This is a genomic window from Exiguobacterium sp. s183 (assembly GCF_018617655.1).
Lineage (GTDB): Bacteria > Bacillota > Bacilli > Exiguobacteriales > Exiguobacteriaceae > Exiguobacterium > Exiguobacterium aestuarii_A.
Map to the genome: position 1 here is coordinate 534,955 of NZ_JACSKN010000001.1, position 20,434 is coordinate 555,388.

Below are 20,434 nucleotides of genomic sequence, written 5' to 3' on the forward strand. Positions count from 1 at the left end.
AAAAAAGGGAAATCTAATCCAAAGTTTGAGATAATGAAATCACTTTATCAGTTTGGAATGGAGCGGAAGGAATGAAAAAGATTGCCCTTTTGACAGCAATTGCGCTGTTATTGCCCGTAGGTGTGGATGCAGCGAAACCTGTCGTGCTTGAAAAACATGGCTATGTCGTCTCAGAGCCACGAATCACGAATCAATATTATGTACGACAAATCGGAACAGACCTGGCGTGGAGTAAAACGAGAGGTGCCTCAGACATCGTCGTGGCGCTAATCGACTCATCTGCTGACCGTAATCATACAGATTTAAAAAATGTTCCACGCGTCGTGAATTCGATGAAAGGTCCATATAGCGCGGACACCCATGGAACACATACTGCCGGCATCATGGCAGGAAAGCATAATCGTTTTGGAATTGCCGGACTCGCCCCGAACGTGCGATATCATTTTTATAATGTTTTCTATGGCAGAAACTCTGAATATACAGATTCATGGACGGTTGCAAAAGCTGTAGATACAGCTGTGGCAAAAGGAGCCACGATCATCAATTTATCACTCGGTGGAGATGACTATGATCGTCGCTTAGCTGCTTCCATCAAACAGGCGAGAGCCAAAGGTGTGGTTGTGGTTGCATCTTCAGGTAACGATGGGATGACTAAAACATCGTTCCCGGCAAACATGAAAGAAGTGATTGCTGTCGGTGCGATTGACTCTCGTCATCAAGTTGCTGACTTCAGCAATATGGATGCGAGTGTAAAAATCGTTGCTCCTGGTGTGAATATCCTTTCACTCGGGGTGAATAATCGTTTTATTTATATGGACGGTACCTCTATGGCCGCACCGATGGTCACAGCGAGTCTCGCGCTCGTCAAATCAATCAATCCATTTTTAACACCTGACGAGGTGGATGCCCTGATTGCGAAAATGCCACGTTCTCAAGGGAAAACGTATACGGAGTTGAATACATTAAAACTACTCGATGCGACCCCTCGACCATTGACACTGAGTACTGATTCTATTTGGAAGCAACGCTATATTACCGATGTGAAACTGAATGTCATGCAGCGTCCGACAATCAAAACGACGTATGGACTGTATATGGGTAGTAAGAAAATTAAAACGTTAAGTCCTAATACAAATTTCACGATGTTTGCATACGGTGATTGGCTACCGAGTGGGCAGTATCGACTTGTCGCCCAAATGACCGATGGAAAATACAAACGGTCTACGAGTAAGACGATTGATTATATCAATACGGTCAAAACGTCCATTTCCGTTGATGCGGCAGATGCTCAGACGTTCTCCTTACAGACCACTCGTAAAGGGGTCGTCACCGTTCTCGATGCGGATGGCAATAAAATGTATGAAGCTCTCCATATCGCCGGGACGTTCCCAGTGAGAGGCGATACGACAAAACCGTTGACGGTGATTCTAAAGCCGACAGATGTGCGTGAAAAAGTCGTATCGGCGAGTTATACACCGCCCGCGGTCGAGGAAGAACCGCCAGTTGTCGAATCATTATAAAGAAAAAAGCCGTCTACTCCGAACGGAGAGACGGCTTATCTAATTCAATCGATGGTGATGGCTTCTCCACACCAACGGATACTCGCTTCTAATACATTTCCTTGATCGTCAATATGCTCAAAACTGAGTTTACCATCGCGGATGATTTCGCATAATCCGACACGAACCCGATCACTCCAAGCGCGACGCGTTTCATAGGTTTCGTCGAACACCGGAATCGCGTCAGGGAAACGTTCTTCTAAATGTGCTAAATTATGATGATCAAAATGATAAGATCGCTTTGAGAGTTCGTTCGGTGCTTTAATATCGAACGGTTCAAACCCTCGGACGAGACGATTATTTCGGTAGAAGGCGAACACGCCGTTGTTCGGGTGGAGCACTTTAATGTCATCGATTTCTATTACATAAGTCAGACGTTGAATCCAACCGTTTTTTGCATCTTGATGCATCAAAATCCCTCCTTATTCAATGAACACGCCTTATTTTAGCGCTGACTGAATGTAAAATCAAGTTTCGAATTTCAGTTGTAAATTGTTGAAATTTCCGCTACAATGGTTGAAGTGACTATGAGGTCTGGACAATCGCGGGACGCAAGTTTTGAGGAAAGTCCATGCTCGCACAGCCTGTGATGGCTGTAGTGATCGTGCTACACGAAAAGATAAGTGTAGGCAACGCAAGTTGACGGCAGAAGAAACACCTAAGTCCTCGGATATGGTGTACGCTTCTTGAAAGTGCCACAGTGACGAAGTCTGATCGGAAACGTTCAGAGTGGAACGAGGTAAACCCCACGAGCGAGAAACCCAAACTATGGTAGGGGAACTTCCGAACCGGAACCGAACGGGACGGAGGGCGCCGATGTGCGCAGATAGATGATTGTCACTCCATCGTGCCAGGGAGACCGCTATGAGCACCGGAGTACAGAACATGGCTTACAGGACAACATAGTCTCAACTAACAACGACAAGGAGTTCAAGCACATATACTTGAGCTCCTTTTTTCATGATTTTTTTACAACTTACAACATGAATGAAAGATTTTAATGCAGAAAGAAGGCGATTGCAGATGGCAAAACGTAAACTGATTGCGACAGCAGCGATGGGGATTGAGGCACTCGTTGCAAAAGAAGTAAGAGACTTAGGATACACATGTGAAGTCGAGAATGGTCGAGTTTACATCGATGCGGAGATGGAAGACATTCCACGATTAAATATGTGGTTGCGCACGGCAGACCGTGTCAAACTCGTCGTAGCGGAGTTCAAGGCGACAACGTTCACAGAACTATTCGACGGGGTTGTGGTATTGCCGTGGACAGATTTCATGCCGTGGGACGCTGCGTTCACGGTTGATGGTCGCTCGGTCAAATCGAAATTGTTCTCAATTCGGGACTGTCAAAAGATTACGGAGAAGGCAATCGTCGAAGCGATGCAGCGTGGCTACCATAAGGGAGGGGAATGGTTGCCGAAGTCAGGTGCGAAATTCCCGATTGAAGTTGCTTTGTTAAAAGATGTAGCGACCATTACAATCGATACGTCAGGCCCGCTTCACCGTCGAGGCTACCGTGAGTTACATTCACAGGCACCACTTAAAGAAACGATGGCTGCTGCAATGATTCAATTGACGAACTGGCGTCCTGATATGCCATTTTATGATGTCTTCACGGGTTCAGGAACACTCGCAATCGAGGCGGCGATGATCGGACGGAACATCGCGCCGGGTATTAATCGCGAATACTTCGCTCAGGAATGGACATGTATCCCGAAAAAAGCGTGGTATGCAGCCATGAACGAAGCGAACGAGAAAGCGGAGTGGGATAAACCGCTCAAAATCTATGGAATCGACCTCGACCCACGTATGGTAAAACTTGCGAAAGACAACGCGGAACTCGCCGATGTCCGTGATGCGATCACGTTCGTCCATAGTGATGCGGCCGCATTGAAACCGAAAGAAGAGTACGGCGTCATCATCGGTAACCCACCTTACGGGGAACGACTACAGTCAGAAGAAGAAATCATCGACTTGTACGAGCGCATCGGCGCACAATATGCGAAGTATCCTGGATACAGCGTCTACATGCTGACGAGCTATGAGGACTTCGAAAAAGCATACGGTCGCCCGGCGACGAAGCGACGGAAGTTGTACAACGGTAACATTGAGACACAGTACTACCAATTTTTCGGAAAACGTCGTCCACGCCCAGATCGTGACGCGTCACCAAAATCGGAGTCATAAACGAATGACCGTTCTAGCGAGCGGTCATTTTTTTGCTTCTGTTGAACAAACTCACTTGTTTCATCATTCGATGAACAGGTTATACATAACATATGTATAATTAGAGGGGGACATGTGATGCAAAAGTATACCGTTGAATATCAATTACACGCGAAAGAACAGAACACTCGGACTGTCGAAGTGGAAATGAACCGGGTGCCAGATTTGAATAATCAAGAAGAACTAAATGCGGCTTACCAGATTGTATCCGACGCGATTCGTGAACCGATCACCAGTTTTGAGATTGTATCTATTACATGAGCCCGAGGCAGTCGCTTCGGGCTTTCTACATATAACATAAAGGAGTGGACCGATTGAATATTTTAGTAGTAGGCATAGGTGACGTGGCAAAAAAAGCGTATCTGCCGGTATACGCCGGATTAAAAAACGTGAACGTGTATCTTGTCTCAAGAGATGAACAGAAGTTACAGGACATCATATCGACCTATCGTTTTGAAAAAGGATATACGGACCTTCAAGACGTACCGATGAAAAAAATCGATGCGGTCATGATTCATTCGACGACAGCTGCCCATTACGAGCAAGTCGAATATTGTTTACGGAAAGGGAAGCATGTCTTCATTGATAAGCCAATCACATTTAAGCTAGAAGAGACGGAGCGACTCGTTGCACTTGCGAAAGAGAAGGGTGTTCATCTCGTCACGGGCTTCAACCGCCGATTTGCTACGGCGACAGAGGCGCTTAAACAAGTCGAACAAAAGAACATGATACTTATTCAAAAGAACAGAACGTATAAACCGGCGACACTTCGAGAATTTATCATCGAGGACTTTGTGCACGTCGTCGATACGCTTCGTTATTTGACGGACCTTCAAACTGTCGAACGCTTGTCTGTCACGCCGCGATATGAAGGAGATACATTGAAGCAGGTGATGATTCATTTTCAGGCAGGTGGAATTGAAGCAATCGGCTGGATGAACCGGGATAATGGATGCACGGAAGAAGTGATGGAAGTCATGTCTCCATCTGTGAAGCGTGTCACGCGGGACGTCGAACGAGTCATAGACTATGGTGTCGACGGAGTAAAAGAGTGGCCGCTTGATCCATGGGAGTCGAATCTAAAGCGTCGGGGCTTTATCGACTTGATTGATGACTTTATCAAACTGTTAAATGGAGAAGCGAACAAGTCAGTCCTAGCTGAGGATAGTTTAGAGACACATCGTTTATGTGAAGAGATTCTTAAAAACGTGCAATGAACCCGCTGTTTCTGTCAGATTCATAGCGGGTAAAAACCCGATAAAAGGAGGCGATTTCGTTGGATATCCGTGAACTTATTATGCAAATCAATGACTATCTATGGTCGTACCTTCTCATCTTCGTGTTGATTGCAGGAGGTCTTTATTTTACGATTCGGATGGGGTTCGTCCAGTTCCGAATGCTACCTGAGATGTTCAAATTACTATTTGTCAAAGGACTCAAACACGAGAAAGGTCAAGTTTCTTCATTCCAAGCGTTCGCAATCGGTACCGCAGCACGTGTCGGTACAGGGAATATTGCCGGTGTATCGACGGCGATTGCATTAGGTGGTCCTGGGGCCGTGTTTTGGATGTGGCTCATCGCCTTGATCGGAGCGGCCTCGGCATTTGTTGAGAGCACGCTTGCCCAAGTGTATAAAGTGCATGACGGCAAGGCTTGGCGTGGGGGACCGGCCTACTACATCGAACGGGCGCTCGGAGCACGGTGGCTCGGCATCGTGTTTGCGATTTTAATTACGTTTGCGTTCGGTTTTGCCTTCAATTCGGTACAGGCCAACACCATTGCACTCTCCGTGAACAATGTGTTTGAGGTCGACACGGTATGGGTCGGCTTGATTCTGTCAGTCGTCACCGCTATCGTCATCTTCGGTGGGATACGTTCAATTTCAACACTATCGGGAATCATCGTACCAATCATGGCAGGAGGCTATATCTTGCTGGCCATCTGGGTCGTCTTGACGAATCTTGATGTCGTGCCACAAGTCTTCTCGGCCATCTTCTCTGAAGGTGTACTCGGTTTCCAACAATTGTTCGGTGGTGCGGTCGGTGCGGCTGTCCTTCAAGGAATTCGACGTGGGCTATTCTCGAACGAGGCGGGGATGGGTTCCGCACCGAATGCGGCAGCTACGGCTGAAGTCAGTCACCCTGTCAAACAAGGATTGATCCAATCGCTCAGCGTCTTTGTGGACACGTTGTTCATTTGTACAGCGACGGCGATGATCGTCTTGATCTCGGGTGTTGAAGGGTCCGAGTCGTTCCAAGGGATTGAACTTGCGCAAGAGGCACTTCTCGTCGAGATTGGACCGATTGCGACGACGCTCATGACCATCGCCATCTTACTTTTCGCCTTCAGTTCGATTCTGGCGAACTACTATTATGGTGAAACGAATATTGAGTTCATCTCGGAAAAGAAACGCTATCTCATCATCTATCGGATTGCAGTCGTCGGTATGGTCATGTTTGGTTCAGTACGGTCGGCAGGGCTTGTCTGGTCCATCGCTGACATTTTTATGGGACTCATGGCGCTCGTCAACATGTATGCGATCTTCCGCTTGAGTAAAGTCGCGAAGACGTTACTCGATGATTACATGGTCCAGAAGAAAGAAGGGCGAGACCCAGAATTCTTTAAAGAAGGCATCGATCTTCCCGGAAAAGAACACATCGAGGCGTGGGAAGCGAAAAAAGAAGAAATCAGTTAAACGATATGAGAGTGCTTCCGTTACCGGAAGCCTCTCCTTCATTTTAAAAATAATATTTCAAATACCGCATTTATATTATACTAAAGAAAGTAGAGAATGAAGATGAAACAAGTTTTATCGACAGTCGTCAAGCGTTTTTTTACAGAACGCTTCTTTGACCAAGCTGCCATGTTGGCCTATTACTTCATATTGTCCACGTTTCCATTCTTATTATTTGTATTGGGGATTGTCGGGTTTTTACCATTTACGAGCGGTGATGTGATTCAAGCGTTATCACTCATTATGCCTGAAGCGAGTTATCGACTGTTAGAAGGGAACATCGAAGCGATTTTCGATAACTCTAAATTGAAATTGGCATCATTCAGTATCTTACCCGCACTTTGGATTTCATCGATTGCCGTGCAGTCATTGGTTCGGGCATTAAACGATGCTTATCGTGCGGTCCGAAATAAGGCGTTTTGGAGAGGTGTCTTGCAAGATATCGCAATCACATTGGCACTCATGTTTGTACTCCCGTTCTCATTACTCGTACCGGTGATCGAAACCGCGTTACGTGAAGTGTCTTCATATATCTTGTTCATCGATGAGATCGTCACGACCTATGCCCAGATATGGTTTTACTTTAGATGGATTGTAGGGACTGGTTTACTCTTTACCGTATTGATCTTCGTTTATAAGTGGTTACCGAGTGTGTCAGGTACATTCAAGAATAGTTGGGCTGGGGCGGCATTTGCGACTATAGGAATCCTCATCGTTTCAAACGTGTTCAGCTACTATTCCCAGTTTGCGAACTATGAACAGTTCTACGGTCAACTTGGAGCGTTCATCGTCTTGTTGATTTGGTTTTACCTTGCTGCTTCTGTGATTTTGCTAGGAGGACTCTTAAACGCAACATTAATCGAGAGAAAAGAAAAACTTCGTTAGACGTGTAAATGCTAGTTATCATTTAAAAGAATAGGGAATGGTAACGTAAGGTCACATCATCTAAGCGGAGGTGGGAAACATGGATATGCAACGGCTCGTACACAATCGTCGTTTCATCGATCAATCATTGTTTTACCTCGCCTTACATCTGTGGAAATGGATCCTCCTGTTACCTGTCTTGTTCTATTTGGATGTATCGTTTCGCCATTCGCCATTCTCTGAGTTTCTACTTGTGAGTATCATATTGTATCTCATGTTTCGGGTGATACAATATGTCATCGCGAGTCGTGCCTCTTTCATGGAATTGGTTGAGTTCGGCTATTCAGTTTTGTCTCTCGTTCTCGTCTTTTCATTCCTGATGGAAATTGGGGCTCCACCTGTCGCCATCGCAATCGTTGGGGCGGCATATTTGAGCCATCCCATGCTTGCGCTACATCACTATCAGAATTTTTCAGAACGGAAATGGCTCAATAAACAATTTCAATTGTTTAGCCCGATGTTACGCCAAGGAGAAGTACCTGTTCATGTCCTTGTATTGACGGAAGACGAAATTGTGATTACTGTAGAGAGTGGAAAAGAGTTTACGTACCGTCATATTTATTGGGGCGGTTTTTATGTAGAAAATGCTTCCTAAAAGGTGGTTACTCAGTTGTTTAGTGGATTCGATAATATAATCGTCATTTTGTTTTGGATTGCAACATTCATTGCGTTCTTTAAAGGTGCATATGACATGTGGCGTGAATATCGATCAACGAAGGAAAAGTCGGTTCTTTATTATTTGATTGTTTTGATCATCACATGGTTCTGGTTCAACCCATATGAACTGGTCGCACTTCATCCGTTCGTGTTAATGGCGTACTATTGGAATCGAAGCAAATGGATGCGTAATGCGATGCTCGTGTTGGTGCTCGTGCCGTTTGTGATTCGTGTCTGGTTAATCGCAGCATCGATGTAATACAAAAACTCGGTCCCTTCAAAGGGACCGAGTTTTTAAATTGATCTGTATTATTCTTTTTTCGCAGCTGCCAATTCAGCTTCCATTTCACCGAATTCACGGTTGATGCGCTTCTGTTCTTTCTGGCTTGTAAAGTTACTGACAAGTACGATTGCCAACATACTTAAGAAGAAGCCAGGAACCATTTCGTAAAGGACAGTTGAAAGTCCAGTCACGATCCAAAGGATAACGGTGATGGCACCTACAAGAATACCAGCGAGGGCACCTTGGCGTGTCATCTTGCTCCAGTAGAGTGATAAAAGGATTGCTGGTCCGAATGCAGAACCGAAACCGGCCCAAGCATAACCAACAAGTGTCAAGATTGTACTAGATGGGTTGAGTGACATAAGCGTCGCCACAAATCCGACGAGCAAGACACCGATACGTCCAGCACGTACCATTGTTTTTTCACTTGCTTCTTTGTTGAAAAACTTACGATAGAAGTCTTCTGTCAAAGCAGATGAAGTAACAAGCAATTGTGATGATACAGTCGACATAACTGCAGCAAGAATTGCGGCTAACAAGAATCCAGTGATGAACGGGTGGAACAAGACTTCTGAGAATTGAATGAAGACTGTTTCCGGGTCACCGAGTGGATTTCCTTGTCCACGGAAATAAGCGATTCCGACGAAACCTGTCATGACTGCACCGATGATCGATACGGTCATCCAGCTCATTCCGATACGACGTGCTGTTTTCAATGATTTCACATCACGGATGGCCATAAAGCGAACAATGATGTGTGGCTGACCAAAGTAGCCAAGTCCCCAAGCGAGGAGACCGATAATCCCGAGTGTCGTTGTCCCTTTGAAGAGATCAAACAAGTCGGCATTAATTGTCGTTGCAGAGTTGACAGCAGTGTCTACTCCACCGAGATCCGTCAAAGCAACAAATGGAACGAGCACGAGTGCCAAGAACATGATGACACCTTGTGCGAAGTCTGTCCAACTAACTGCCGTGAACCCACCGAAGAGGGTATACAAGATCACGACACTAATTGTAACGATGACACCTGTCTGATAGTTTAATCCGAATGAGCTTTCAAACAACTTCCCGCCAGAAACGAGTCCAGCTGACGTATAGAACGTAAAGAAGATGATGATGACGGATGCAGATAGGATCCGTAGCCAGTTCGAGTGATCTCGGAACCGATTCTCTAAAAAGTCTGGAATCGTAATCGAATCGTTCGCCATCTCTGTGAAGACGCGAAGTCGTGGAGCAACTAACAAGTAGTTCAAGTAAGCTCCGATGACCAATCCAACGGCTAACCAAATTGCTGATAGTCCAGTTGCGTACATTGCACCCGGTAGTCCCATTAACATCCAACCACTCATATCCGAAGCTCCGGCTGACATGGCTGTAACTCCTGGCCCCATTTTACGGCCACCTAACATATAATCTGATGAATCGGTCGTTCGTTTATACGCAACGTATCCGATAAGAAGCATCATCACGAGATAAAGCGCGATTGATACCCATTCTTGCCATAGCATTGAATTACCTCCTATTAAGTTAAGAAAATCTATTTGATTAAACTCGTTCGCGATTGTGTGAACACATCACACAGTCAATAACAAAAGTTGAAAAGGCGAACTTGTGTCTTACCTTACCGAACGATTTAAATGATTGCAAACTGTCACCTTTTCAAAAAAATGGCTCTAAAGCCCGTCGTATCAACGGATAAGAGCGAAAATCAGCCGTTAAAAAGTTTAAATATTCTGAATATTTGAAATGTTGAGGACTTCCTGTTGTAACACTACTGTAACATTAGGCGATGTTTTTTCAGAAAAAACGAAAAAAGAGCATGGATTTACATGCCCTTTTCTTACATTATTGAAAAGCCTTCTCTTCGACCAGACGCATCGTCGGGAAAGTTTGACCGGATTTTGCCTGCATCGTGACCAAGATATACGTCTCGTTTTGATGTTTCATGATAAACACCATCGTATAGCCCGACTCATCGGTATACCCCGTTTTCGTAGCGGTCACATACTTTGAGTAGTGGATACTTCTCTCATTGACGGATGAGCCGAGGTGATACCACCAGCGTCGTTTGCCATTTCCGTCTTTGTCATTGAATTCTGCTTTAAATTCATATGTACCAGCAATCTCAACGAGTTCAGGATATGTACTAAATGCGTATGCGATTTTTGCCATATCGTTCGCCGTCGTGTAGTGATTTGGATCAGAATAACCGTGAGCATTCACAAAGTGGGTACCTGTCAATCCAAGAACTTTTGCCCGTTCATTCATCAATTGAACGAATGCTTCGGTCGAACCGCTCGTATACTCTGCCAGGCTGTTTGCGGCATCATTCCCTGATTCAAGAAGCGTGGCGTATAGCGCCTGGCGTACCGTTAATGCATCACCAATCTCGAGATGCGCGATGTGGCTATCCCAAGGGATGTCGAGTGTTGAGGTCTGGATCGAAATGAGCGGCTGGTCGAGTTCGTTTGCCGCCGCTGCTTTCTCGTAAGCGAGTAAAGCCGTCATCAGTTTTGTCGTGCTGGCTGGGAAGACACGGTCGTCAGCATTTTTATCAATCAAGATTTCCTGTTTGTCCACATTTACGAAAGTCATCGCACCGACTGAAATGTCCTCGTTATGGAGTAACATCGTTTCACTTGGGTGCCAAGTTCCCATCTTGATGTCGGGGAACACGGGACCTTGCTTCATCGGTTCCACTTTGGGAGCCGCAGTTTCAGCGGGTGTTGGTGCTTCTTTATCCTGCTTAAATCCGACCAATGTCGGGATCAGTGCGACGATTCCAAGCAACACTACCGCTGCAACCATTCTTCGCATGATGTACGTTCTTCTTCGGTGTCTCCTTCTACGGGTCAAAACAAGTCCCTCCTTTATCGTTACTCTATAAAGATAATAGAAAACGCATATTTATTGCGCCAATAAAATAAAGAACTAGGTCAATGATTGATGATGAAACGATGGTGTATCGGGTATAGAGGTAAGAATGCCATTTTTGAGAGGGGAATAAGCCATGCAACGTTATCCGTTCACGAACTCCATCTGGCGACAACATGACACAGGGACACTTTATCCACCGTTAACCGCTTCGGAATCATCTGATGTCGTGGTCATCGGAGCCGGAATCGCCGGGCTAGTCTGTGCCTATGAACTTCAAAAGCGAGGAAAACAAGTAACGCTCCTAGAAGCGCTAGAGATTGGACACGGCACGACAGGACACACGACGGCGAAGTGTTCTGTCCAACACGGAGCGATATATCAGAAGCTGATTCGACATTTCGATGAAACGACTGCCCGACTATACTACGAATTTAACGCAGAGGCACTCGTCTATCTCCAAAAGCAAATCGATGAAGGATTTGAATGTGACTATTCGATAGAAGACTCGTTTTTATATTCAACGGAACCGAGTGAAGAACTGTCCAGAGAACTAGATGCTTATCGTCGGTTGAAACTTGACGGAGGGGAGGCGACGGAGGAAGTCAGAAACACGCTTCCCTTTCCAATTGATCAAGCGCTCGTAATACGAAAGCAAGCACAGTTCCACCCAGTCAAGTATTTACGTGAATTGGCAGATCGATTCGTCCGGCTGGGTGGAAGGATTTATGAACAGACGAGGGCGCTAGACGTAAGTCAAGGTCCACGCCCTATTGTCACGACTGCTACAGGAAGACGGGTTCAGGCCAATCAGGTCGTGATTGCGACCCATTATCCATTCAATGACCTACGCGGCCTATACGTGTCAAAATTTTCAGTAGAGCGCTCCTATATCGTCGCTTGTGAAACGGATACAGCTCCGCTGAAAGGGATGTATTTAAGTGTTGACCAAAACAGTCGATCGTATCGGTCATATGTCGATGATGGAAAAACATATTTATTAATTGGTGGAGAAGGACATACAGCGGGACAGGTCACGGATACACGAAATCGTTATGATCATCTTGAGCGCGATGCCCAACATTATTTTGGGACGAATCGGGCGTCGTATCGCTGGTCTTCTCAAGATCTCATCACGTTGGACTCGCTTCCCTATGTCGGGCAAATGTTCAAACGGGAACCAGACATCTTACTAGCTACAGGATTTCTAAAATGGGGGATGACTAATGGGATTGCAGCGGGGAATTTACTCGCAGATCAACTTACCGGTCAGTCGAATCGATTTTCGGAGTTGGTGTCTCCACTTCGGAAAACCATCAAACCAACGGATGTCGGCTCATTTGTTAAAACCAATCTCGATACGGCGACACAATTCGCAAAAGGAACCGCGGAACGCGTACTCGAACGCAGGGGTGTTGAGGAGCTTCAACTAGATGAAGGCGGAATCGTGCGAGTGGACCATCAGACAAAAGGAGTGTATCGAGATTTAGACAACCATTGTCACATAGTCAATCTGACATGCACCCATCTCGGTTGTACGGTGAAATGGAACAATGCGGAACGGACTTGGGACTGTCCCTGTCATGGGTCTCGTTTTGATGCTAAAGGAGCCGTCCTAGAAGGTCCTGCGACAAAACCACTTCCCTACAAGATGCGAGAAGATTTGTAAACTAGTATAGGCAAAGGTTGACAGCTATAATAAAGTAGAAAGAGAACAGAACAACACATAGGGGTGAATGACAGATGGAACTAACAAAAGAATGGCGTGAACATTTTAAGCAATTGCGTGCGTTCGATGAAGCAATCTCTCTCTTATATTGGGATATGCGTACTCAGATGCCGGAACAGTCAGCACCGCTTCGTGCGGAAACAATCGGATATTTGTCGACCGAGGCGTTCAAACGACAAACGAGCGAGTCGTTTGCTTCTTTATTAGGACGCATGTCTGAAGAAGGTGGACTGTCTGAAGTCGAATCGCGTTCGCTTGAAATCGCAAAAACGCAATATGAACGAAACGCAAAGATTCCTCATGATGAGTATCAAGCGTACGTGACGCTCGTATCTGAAGCGGAAACGGCTTGGGAGAAAGCAAAGAATCAAAACGATTGGGACATGTTTGCTCCATATTTGAAAAAGATCATAGGATTCCAACAAAAATTTGCGGAATATTTTGGCTATGAAAAGCATCCATACGATGCCCTGCTTTATGACTATGAGCCTGGGATGACCGTCGAATTGTTAGATCAGCTGTTCGCTTCTCTCCGAGACGAGCTGGTGCCGCTCATTCAACAGCTTCCAAAAGAGTCACTTTCACTAGATTGGTCGATGCCGGCAGACATTCAAGAAAAGATTTGTCATGACTGGATGAATGTCGTTGCATACGATTTGTCCCGTGGTCGTCTCGACGCAACGGTGCACCCGTTTGAGATCACGATCAACCGTCGCGACGTACGAATCACGACGAAATATGATGAGGCTGATTTCCGTAATGCCTTGTTCGGAACGATGCACGAGGCAGGGCACGCGACGTATGAACAACAAATCGACCCAATGCTTGACGAGCTCGGGCTAGGCGGTGGCGCATCGATGGGAATCCATGAATCACAGTCGCTCTTCTTTGAAAACTTTATTGGTCGGAGTGAGGCGTTCTTGCGCCGCGTCTATCCGAAACTCCAAGAGCTCTACCCGGTATATGGTGACATCGATTTTGATACGTTCTATCGTGGAGTAAACGAGGCAAAACCTTCACTTATCCGAATCGAAGCGGATGAACTGACGTATAGCCTGCACATCATCATCCGCTATGAACTCGAGAAAGCACTCATTCAAGGAACGTTATCCGTCGACGAGCTTCCGGCCGCGTGGAATGAGAAGTATAAAGAGTATCTCGGACTCGATGTTCCAACAAACGCTAAAGGCGTACTTCAAGATGTACATTGGGCGGGTGGTTCGTTCGGATACTTCCCAAGTTATGCGCTCGGCCTCATTTATGCAGCTCAGTTGACGGAGGCATTGAAAACAGACCTACCTCAATTTGAGACACTAATTCAAGATGGTGAGATTGAGCCAATCAAAGCCTGGTTACAAGAAAACGTTCATCAATATGGAAAACGTCTGACACCGAATGAACTCATCCAAAAAGTGACGGGGCAAGAAATCTCGGTTCAACCTCTCGTTCGCTATTTGACGGACAAGTATCAGACTGTGTCCAAATGAAACGGTTCGCGCACCGTGGTGTGATGGCACTACAACCGGAGAATACGATGTCGGCGTTCAGGCTCGCACTGGATACGGGGGCAGATGGAATCGAAACTGATGTTCACTTGACCAAAGATGGTGAGCTTGTTCTCATTCATGATGAGACCTTGGAACGTACGACGAACGGGAGCGGGTTGGTGTCTTCATACACACTCGACGAATTGAGAAGATTTAACGCCGGAGTTCGATCTTCTCAACAAGAGGTCATCCCGACATTACAAGAACTTCTCGAACTTGTGAGAGGTGAATCGATTCGATTAAATCTTGAAGTGAAGACGGATGTGCTACGATACGTTGGCATCGAATCTCGGTTGCTCGATACAATCGAGTCGTCGGGCATCAACCCGTCTCGTATCCTCTTTTCTTCATTCAATCACGAGACAGTTCACCGATTGAAAAAGATGAGACCAGACATCGAGGCGGCCATCTTACTCGCACAGCCACTATATGACATCGTAGGATATTTGGAATCGGTTGGTGCCGATTCAGTTCATCCGCATATCGATCGCATCACGAATGAGGAGATTCAATCGTTGCAACGACATGGTATGCCCGTCAGACCCTATACGATTAAGACAGAGGCACAACTCGATCGCTGCCGAGCGTTACAAGTCGACGCCATTTTCGTCAATGATATCGAATGGGCAAGTAAAACCCTTTAGTCACAGACTAAAGGGTTTTACTTTGTCGAGATTGGGAATCTACAATAATGTAAAGGTTGCGCTTTCATGCGCTAGCATATTGGAGCACATTCAGGACATAGTGTCCCCTTTACGTCATTGTCGGATTGTCTTAAGTTTAAGATGTCACCGAGCTACATAGCAATCAGATGTAGCACACCATGTAGCACTGCATCACACTTGTTGTATGCAAGTCGTAGGTTACCGTAGACAAAAGGAGGAAATTTCACATGAAGAAGTTGATGTCTTTACTGGGTACACTAGCACTGGCCTTCGCTTTCATCCTACCGGTTAGCGCCGATGGACATGAAAATGCGATGGTCCGTGTGCTACATGCTTCACCTGATGCACCGGCAGTTGACGTGTATGTGGATGGGGAAGTCGCGGTCGAGGGAGCAGAGTTCAAGGATCTCACTGACTACTTGACACTTCCTGCAGGGGATTACAACGTTGAAATCAAGCCAGCAGGTGACGCAGAAACAGTCGTCGTCGCAGCAGACCTTTCAATCGAAGCAGGCAAATTCTACACAGCTGCTGCGATCGGTCAACTTGAAAACATCGAAATCGCTGCAATGGAAGATGATGCGAACTTCGAAGACGGTAAATCAAAAGTCCGCGTCGCACACTTTGCACCAGATGCGCCAGCAGTGGATGTCGCACCTAAAGGTGGAGACCCACTCTTCTCGAACCTCGAGTTCAAAGCAGTAAGTGATTATGGCACACTCGATGCTGGTACGTATGACCTTGAAGTTCGTCCAGCAGGAGCAACGGATGTCGTGAAAGCACTTGACGGAGTTGCACTCGAAGGTGGTAAGAACTATACAGCATTCGCAATCGGACTCCTTGAAGGAGAACCAGCGTTTGAAGTACTCCTTGCCGCTGATGGTGGAGAAATGGCGATGGCCCCTGAAACAGGACAAGGTGGCCTCGCTCAAACAGCGTCAATGAACTGGTTGCTCGCAGCAGCAGTAGTTGGAGCAGCAGCGGCTGGATTCTTCGTCTTTCGTCGTCAGAAGCAAGACGCTTAAGCTGTTCTTTCTAGGTACCATCACTTTTCTAGTGACGGGCGCTCAAGCTGAAGCGCCAGACAAACCATTTGTCATGCCGACGGCCGAATTCGCTGAACCACTCGTCTTGACCTCTAAACAGGTCGACAGACAATTGTTTCATTCGAAAAGTTTTATCCCGAAACGACTCGTCATTCCATCAATTGATGTCGACGCATCGATTGAAGCGGTCGGGAAAGATGAGGCTGGTCGAATGGATACACCGTCTAAAGTGGATCAAGTCGGTTGGTATCAGTATGGTGCGAAAGCAGGGGCGACTGGAAACGTCGTCTTGTCGGGTCATCTTGATGACTTGAACGGTCCCGCCATCTTTGCAAATCTTGGTCAACTTCCGCTAGGAGAACTGGTGACGCTCCAGACGGAAGGTCAAGTCGCAACGTATGAAGTAGTCAGTGTGAAGCAATATCGCCTTGATCAAGTCCCGCTTGCATCAATCTTTGCGGCGACTCAGGCGAAACGGATTCAACTGATTACATGTGCAGGGCCATACGATGAAAATCTTGGGTATCGTGACCGGATTGTCGTCACGGCACACCTGATTGAAACAAACTGACAGCAAGGAGATGCAAACAAACGTTTTGCATCTCCTTTTTCATGTTTCATAAAAAATAGACCCCAACCATCGGCTGAGGTCTGTTCATGGATTAAGCATCCATGCGGTCTAATAATTTCGAGAGTAAAATGAGTTCTTCATCAGAGAAATCAGTAAATACATCCATCAAGTATTCAATTTTCATGCTCTCTAACGTCTCGAACAACTCGCGACCTTCGTCTGTCGCTTGAAGTTCGACGACACGGCGGTCTCGTTCACTGCGTTCACGAGAGATTAATCCTTTCTTCGTCAACTCATCAGCGAGTGCTGTAATCATTGAAGCTGAAAATTGAAACTCATTCGACAAAGCAGAGGCGATTTGAGGACTCTGTTGACAAAGAGAACGTAGAATGAAGAATTCATTACGAGTCAAATATTGTGAGAACATCGAACGGAGATTTTTTTTCACTCCGCGATAGTTCATCCGGATTCCACGTTCAGCATCAGCGACGAGCTGACGACGTGAAGCAGTTGGTACAGGTGTTGTCATCCTCGAAACTACCTCCTAGTGATAATATTATTCATATATACTTCAGAACATAGAAACATTCTACATTAAAAACATGTTGTCTGTAAAGTTATAAAGGCTCGTCTTTTGAACGGATTTGTTGAATGATTTCCTCATAATGTTTCAAATCTGGATAGAAACGTCTAAAGAAGAATTCAATCTGCGGATCATCACCTTCTGCCAATAGTTTGGCCAGGACGGCATAGACGACACCCATCCCTTGTCTTGGTAAAAGGGAAGAAGGGAGTAAGGTCGCACATTGAATGGCTTGCGTGAAGTAGGTCGAAAGCGTGTCGTTCAAATCTTTGAACGTTCGAATATCTGCATAATGGAACATCCGAGTCAGTTCCACGATTGCCGAAAGATCAGTTTCGAGTAACCATTCGCTTTGGAAGATGGCTTGATCCAATTTTTCAACGGTTTGGTCGTTGGCAATATAATAGTTTAAATTGTCCCGAGTAATGGCTACTTTCTCAGGAGAATCGAGGATTTGTTCAACTGTTTCTTGTTCAAATGTCCTTAGTTGTTTACGGATGTTCACAAACTCAGAGTCAGCAATCTCGAGAAGCCCGGCGACACGACTGAAACTACGCTTGATTTCAGGAGGGACGGCATTTGGATTTTTGTAACCGAGATCATGCTCAATTTCAGCCCAGGCATGTTGTAGAATCGAACGGACCTGAATCTCCGCTTCTTTTTCTGCAAAGCGTCGGTACTCCCCGAGTGCAAGTCTTTTCTCGCTTAGTTCCACGACGTAGTGCACCGATAAATAACCGAACTCATTCGCATCGAGTAGAGTCGATTTATCAATCGATTGTTCTCGATCAATGGTAAACTCATCCTCTAATATTTGTGCGACTGCTCGAACATCATCATGAAAGTAAGTAACGATCCGAATCCCGGCGAGGTCTTGGACGTCGCGTAACGAACGGTATTGGTATGGTTTACGCGAGAGTTTGGCATAGAGACTATCCGCTTCTTTCGCTCGGGCGACAATCGAATGAAACTGGATCCCGGCTTCCGTCAATAATTCACTGAGGAGCGCTTTCAGTTTTGTGGCAAACGCTTCATAATCTTCTTTTTCATTCAAATATTCCAGCATGATTGTATTCAGATCTTGTTTAGGCACGTCACTCACTCCTTTTCGCTGTCTTTAGTATATCATCTACATCATGAAACGATATGGTAGCATATATACAGAGGGGGAATGAATATGAACCATACATTTCGGTCATCCGAGAGAGAAAAGCTGGAGATCATCGCTGGTTTATTGCAACAGGCGGATTACCGGATATCGCGTATCCGAGAAGATGGGAATCAATTCGTTGTGACCGCGCGATTATTGGGTCGTGTCACCATGGAAGGGGAACGTGAGCGCATCGGAGGAATCGTGCAGCATTTTGATGTGGAAGAATGGACTTTTCATGATTAACCGATGACGATTTATGTTTACTACCTCATTTTTCGGGAATAACAAAAACAGTGAAAACCACGACTGTGAACGTTTAGGAGGATGGTGCATGTTAGAGACAAGGGTAGTAAATGATATGACAACGGTAGACCATGAAGTGAACGAGATGGTCTCAGGTGGGTGTGTGAACGAACACATCTATTTGTTTGCTAAAGATGAAGAACTGACGATTCGACTGGCAGCGGAAGCTGGTATCCAACCGTACCGCATCCCGGAAAAGGGAATGTTCGAATCGTTGCTCTCGAAATTCACGAGCAACTCGGAAGATCGCATGGAACAGATGGAAAGCCTCGGTCTTACGAAAGAGATGGTCGACTCACTCGAGCGCGAAATCAAAGATGGAAAAATCGTATTAGTCTGTGATAAATGACAATGGACCGGAAGCCCGGTCCATTTTTTAGTGTTTTGTTTGATAATAGGCATTCACGATTCGTCGCAACGACTGCTGGTCAAGTCGAAGTGGAGAGAATCCCGCATCTTTTAACAATTGTTTTGTGTTTTCATCATGGAAGGTGATGTTTCGATTCAAATAAGGATTGAATACTTTCACCATGTCGTTAAATGACTGTTCGACAGAGCTGAGTGTAGACGATGGCGTCTCCGTGATCGTCAAATGCGGGAAAGAGAGCGACTCTTTCATATAGTCAAGCATCATCTCATTGTGCGGTGGCTTATCATTCGTGACATTGTAAATCGTGCCCGCTTTCGCATGCTCGATAGCGGCCAGAAGTACGTCCGCGACATAATCGACGGGTACAAGATTTGAGGTACCCGTCGCCGATCCGATTAAACGGATGGATTCAAAGTCATGACCGCGGCGCTCCAATTTCCGTTTGAACAGCTCGAGTGCACGCATATAGCCATACATCGTGAACTTTGAATCCGCTTCTCCGGTCTTAGAGTCACCAACGATGATGGCTGGACGGAAGATGGATACGTCGAGTTCATCCCGTGATTGCCAGACAGCCTGTTCGGCATGTGCCTTACTCTCTTCATATGGATTTAAAAAGGATTGGGATACATCATACAATGTCTCGCCGCCGACTTCTTTTGCCCCGAGTGTATAGGCGGTACTTACATGGAAAAACCGAGGAACATCAATCAACTTAGCTAATCGAAGAGCTTCTTTCGTCCCCGTTACATTTGTTTCAAACAATTCATCGCGTAACTCTTCATCAAATTTGACGAGTGCTGCCATGTGTAGGAATAAATCGATTTTTCCTTTATGTGAATCGATAAATTGTTCATTAGCACCGAGTGCGTGTGCCGTCAAATCGCCAGGCAACACATCGATTGATTTTCTTTCTTCCACCGTGAACTGAGCATTTACTTTTTCCGGTGTTCGGGCGAGCATGCAAATCCGATGCCCCCGTTCAATCAACTCTTTGGCGAGTCGACCTCCTAAAAATCCAGTTCCACCAGTCATAAAAATATACAATCGCGTTCTCCCTCTCTGTGACATTCTGCATCCATCATATCAAGTCTTCCGTCATGTAGCCACTTTGCGTCTTTCAAAATTTCATGTTTAGAAAAAAACGAAGTCGGTTATGAACTATAGAGAAGCGTACGAAAGGTGCGTAACGACAGCTTGCCTGTCA

General features: G+C 45.8%; 21 protein-coding genes and 1 other RNA gene. 16 read left to right on the plus strand and 6 right to left on the minus strand.

All coding sequences use genetic code 11. The annotated features are described in order from the left end of the window. Positions 1-71 precede the first annotated feature (71 nt). Complete coding sequence (locus tag KNP62_RS02800; RefSeq protein ID WP_214782842.1) at positions 72-1,520, plus strand: S8 family peptidase; 1,449 nt, start codon at positions 72-74, stop codon at positions 1,518-1,520. 44 nt (positions 1,521-1,564) lie between these two features. On the opposite strand, the gene KNP62_RS02805 is transcribed toward KNP62_RS02800, so the two are convergent. Continuing rightward, positions 1,565-1,969 carry a hypothetical protein gene (locus KNP62_RS02805; protein WP_214782845.1) on the minus strand — a complete coding sequence of 135 codons (405 nt, stop codon included), beginning with the start codon at positions 1,967-1,969 and terminating at the stop codon, positions 1,565-1,567. Between the two features lie 120 nt (positions 1,970-2,089). Here KNP62_RS02805 and rnpB point away from each other — a divergent pair. From rnpB to KNP62_RS02845, 8 genes are all read left to right on the plus strand, one after another. Continuing rightward, positions 2,090-2,457: RNase P RNA component class B (gene rnpB, locus KNP62_RS02810), an RNA gene on the plus strand. Between the two features lie 125 nt (positions 2,458-2,582). Continuing rightward, the gene (locus KNP62_RS02815) at positions 2,583-3,749 is read left to right on the plus strand and encodes a THUMP domain-containing class I SAM-dependent RNA methyltransferase (protein WP_214782847.1); all 1,167 of its coding nucleotides are present in this window, start codon (positions 2,583-2,585) and stop codon (positions 3,747-3,749) included. A 117-nt stretch (positions 3,750-3,866) separates the two neighbouring features. Continuing rightward, positions 3,867-4,049, plus strand: coding sequence for a hypothetical protein (locus KNP62_RS02820; protein ID WP_251125562.1), 183 nt, complete (start codon positions 3,867-3,869; stop codon positions 4,047-4,049). Between the two features lie 44 nt (positions 4,050-4,093). Continuing rightward, complete coding sequence (locus tag KNP62_RS02825) at positions 4,094-5,005, plus strand: Gfo/Idh/MocA family protein (RefSeq protein ID WP_353047503.1); 912 nt, start codon at positions 4,094-4,096, stop codon at positions 5,003-5,005. Between the two features lie 59 nt (positions 5,006-5,064). Next, a complete protein-coding gene (locus tag KNP62_RS02830; protein WP_214782855.1) occupies positions 5,065-6,483 on the plus strand; it encodes an alanine/glycine:cation symporter family protein in 1,419 nt (472 codons plus the stop codon). 102 nt (positions 6,484-6,585) lie between these two features. Further along, entirely contained in the window at positions 6,586-7,407 is an 822-nt protein-coding gene (locus KNP62_RS02835) for a YihY/virulence factor BrkB family protein (protein WP_214782859.1), read from the plus strand. Positions 7,408-7,486: 79 nt separating this feature from the next. After that, on the plus strand, positions 7,487-8,041 hold the full coding sequence (locus tag KNP62_RS02840; protein WP_214782863.1) for a hypothetical protein: 555 nt from the start codon (positions 7,487-7,489) through the stop codon (positions 8,039-8,041). 15 nt (positions 8,042-8,056) lie between these two features. Next, a complete protein-coding gene (locus KNP62_RS02845) occupies positions 8,057-8,362 on the plus strand; it encodes a hypothetical protein (protein WP_083600139.1) in 306 nt (101 codons plus the stop codon). A 50-nt stretch (positions 8,363-8,412) separates the two neighbouring features. Here KNP62_RS02845 and putP read toward each other — a convergent pair whose 3' ends face one another. Further along, on the minus strand, positions 8,413-9,894 hold the full coding sequence (gene putP / locus KNP62_RS02850) for a sodium/proline symporter PutP (RefSeq protein ID WP_214782866.1): 1,482 nt from the start codon (positions 9,892-9,894) through the stop codon (positions 8,413-8,415). A gap of 337 nt (positions 9,895-10,231) precedes the next feature. Further along, complete coding sequence (locus tag KNP62_RS02855) at positions 10,232-11,203, minus strand: D-alanyl-D-alanine carboxypeptidase family protein (RefSeq protein WP_214782868.1); 972 nt, start codon at positions 11,201-11,203, stop codon at positions 10,232-10,234. A gap of 193 nt (positions 11,204-11,396) precedes the next feature. Here KNP62_RS02855 and KNP62_RS02860 point away from each other — a divergent pair, with 193 nt between their 5' ends. The 5 genes from KNP62_RS02860 (at position 11,397) to KNP62_RS02880 (ending at position 16,818) form a co-directional block, all read left to right on the plus strand. After that, positions 11,397-12,929: an FAD-dependent oxidoreductase gene (locus tag KNP62_RS02860; protein ID WP_214782871.1), complete on the plus strand. Its 1,533-nt coding sequence runs from the start codon at positions 11,397-11,399 to the stop codon at positions 12,927-12,929. Between the two features lie 74 nt (positions 12,930-13,003). Then, positions 13,004-14,476 carry a carboxypeptidase M32 gene (locus KNP62_RS02865; protein WP_214782874.1) on the plus strand — a complete coding sequence of 491 codons (1,473 nt, stop codon included), beginning with the start codon at positions 13,004-13,006 and terminating at the stop codon, positions 14,474-14,476. After that, a complete protein-coding gene (locus tag KNP62_RS02870; protein WP_214782877.1) occupies positions 14,473-15,180 on the plus strand; it encodes a glycerophosphodiester phosphodiesterase in 708 nt (235 codons plus the stop codon). The genes KNP62_RS02865 and KNP62_RS02870 overlap by 4 nt, the downstream gene beginning before the upstream one ends. 248 nt (positions 15,181-15,428) lie before the next feature. Next, a complete protein-coding gene (locus KNP62_RS02875; protein WP_214782880.1) occupies positions 15,429-16,226 on the plus strand; it encodes a DUF4397 domain-containing protein in 798 nt (265 codons plus the stop codon). Then, positions 16,171-16,818, plus strand: coding sequence for a class F sortase (locus tag KNP62_RS02880; RefSeq protein ID WP_251125563.1), 648 nt, complete (start codon positions 16,171-16,173; stop codon positions 16,816-16,818). The genes KNP62_RS02875 and KNP62_RS02880 overlap by 56 nt, the downstream gene beginning before the upstream one ends. A 91-nt stretch (positions 16,819-16,909) precedes the next feature. Here the strand turns inward: KNP62_RS02880 and KNP62_RS02885 are convergent, their stop codons facing one another. Beyond that, entirely contained in the window at positions 16,910-17,347 is a 438-nt protein-coding gene (locus tag KNP62_RS02885) for a MarR family winged helix-turn-helix transcriptional regulator (protein WP_074034413.1), read from the minus strand. 88 nt (positions 17,348-17,435) lie between these two features. Then, the gene (locus KNP62_RS02890; protein ID WP_274664382.1) at positions 17,436-18,494 is read right to left on the minus strand and encodes a GTP pyrophosphokinase; all 1,059 of its coding nucleotides are present in this window, start codon (positions 18,492-18,494) and stop codon (positions 17,436-17,438) included. Positions 18,495-18,578: 84 nt separating this feature from the next. Between KNP62_RS02890 and KNP62_RS02895 the strand changes: the two genes are divergently transcribed. Together KNP62_RS02895 and KNP62_RS02900 are read left to right on the plus strand one after the other, a co-directional pair. Next, complete coding sequence (locus KNP62_RS02895) at positions 18,579-18,797, plus strand: hypothetical protein (protein ID WP_214782883.1); 219 nt, start codon at positions 18,579-18,581, stop codon at positions 18,795-18,797. Between the two features lie 88 nt (positions 18,798-18,885). After that, the gene (locus KNP62_RS02900) at positions 18,886-19,206 is read left to right on the plus strand and encodes a YflT domain-containing protein (RefSeq protein WP_214782886.1); all 321 of its coding nucleotides are present in this window, start codon (positions 18,886-18,888) and stop codon (positions 19,204-19,206) included. A 27-nt stretch (positions 19,207-19,233) separates the two neighbouring features. Here KNP62_RS02900 and KNP62_RS02905 read toward each other — a convergent pair whose 3' ends face one another. Then, positions 19,234-20,274, minus strand: coding sequence for an SDR family oxidoreductase (locus tag KNP62_RS02905; RefSeq protein ID WP_214782889.1), 1,041 nt, complete (start codon positions 20,272-20,274; stop codon positions 19,234-19,236). Positions 20,275-20,434: the final 160 nt, after the last annotated feature.

Bases quoted from the DNA above. Each gene is read 5' to 3' on its own strand.
- KNP62_RS02840 (WP_214782863.1), top strand. From the start codon at position 7,487: ATGGATATGCAACGGCTCGTACACAATCGTCGTTTCATCGATCAATCA.
- KNP62_RS02885 (WP_074034413.1), bottom strand. From the start codon at position 17,347: ATGACAACACCTGTACCAACTGCTTCACGTCGTCAGCTCGTCGCTGAT.
- KNP62_RS02855 (WP_214782868.1), bottom strand. From the start codon at position 11,203: ATGCGAAGAATGGTTGCAGCGGTAGTGTTGCTTGGAATCGTCGCACTG.
- KNP62_RS02870 (WP_214782877.1), top strand. From the start codon at position 14,473: ATGAAACGGTTCGCGCACCGTGGTGTGATGGCACTACAACCGGAGAAT.
- putP (WP_214782866.1), bottom strand. From the start codon at position 9,894: ATGCTATGGCAAGAATGGGTATCAATCGCGCTTTATCTCGTGATGATG.
- KNP62_RS02815 (WP_214782847.1), top strand. From the start codon at position 2,583: ATGGCAAAACGTAAACTGATTGCGACAGCAGCGATGGGGATTGAGGCA.
- KNP62_RS02800 (WP_214782842.1), top strand. From the start codon at position 72: ATGAAAAAGATTGCCCTTTTGACAGCAATTGCGCTGTTATTGCCCGTA.
- KNP62_RS02835 (WP_214782859.1), top strand. From the start codon at position 6,586: ATGAAACAAGTTTTATCGACAGTCGTCAAGCGTTTTTTTACAGAACGC.
- KNP62_RS02875 (WP_214782880.1), top strand. From the start codon at position 15,429: ATGAAGAAGTTGATGTCTTTACTGGGTACACTAGCACTGGCCTTCGCT.
- KNP62_RS02860 (WP_214782871.1), top strand. From the start codon at position 11,397: ATGCAACGTTATCCGTTCACGAACTCCATCTGGCGACAACATGACACA.
- KNP62_RS02900 (WP_214782886.1), top strand. From the start codon at position 18,886: ATGTTAGAGACAAGGGTAGTAAATGATATGACAACGGTAGACCATGAA.
- KNP62_RS02895 (WP_214782883.1), top strand. From the start codon at position 18,579: ATGAACCATACATTTCGGTCATCCGAGAGAGAAAAGCTGGAGATCATC.
- KNP62_RS02865 (WP_214782874.1), top strand. From the start codon at position 13,004: ATGGAACTAACAAAAGAATGGCGTGAACATTTTAAGCAATTGCGTGCG.
- KNP62_RS02805 (WP_214782845.1), bottom strand. From the start codon at position 1,969: ATGCATCAAGATGCAAAAAACGGTTGGATTCAACGTCTGACTTATGTA.
- KNP62_RS02820 (WP_251125562.1), top strand. From the start codon at position 3,867: ATGCAAAAGTATACCGTTGAATATCAATTACACGCGAAAGAACAGAAC.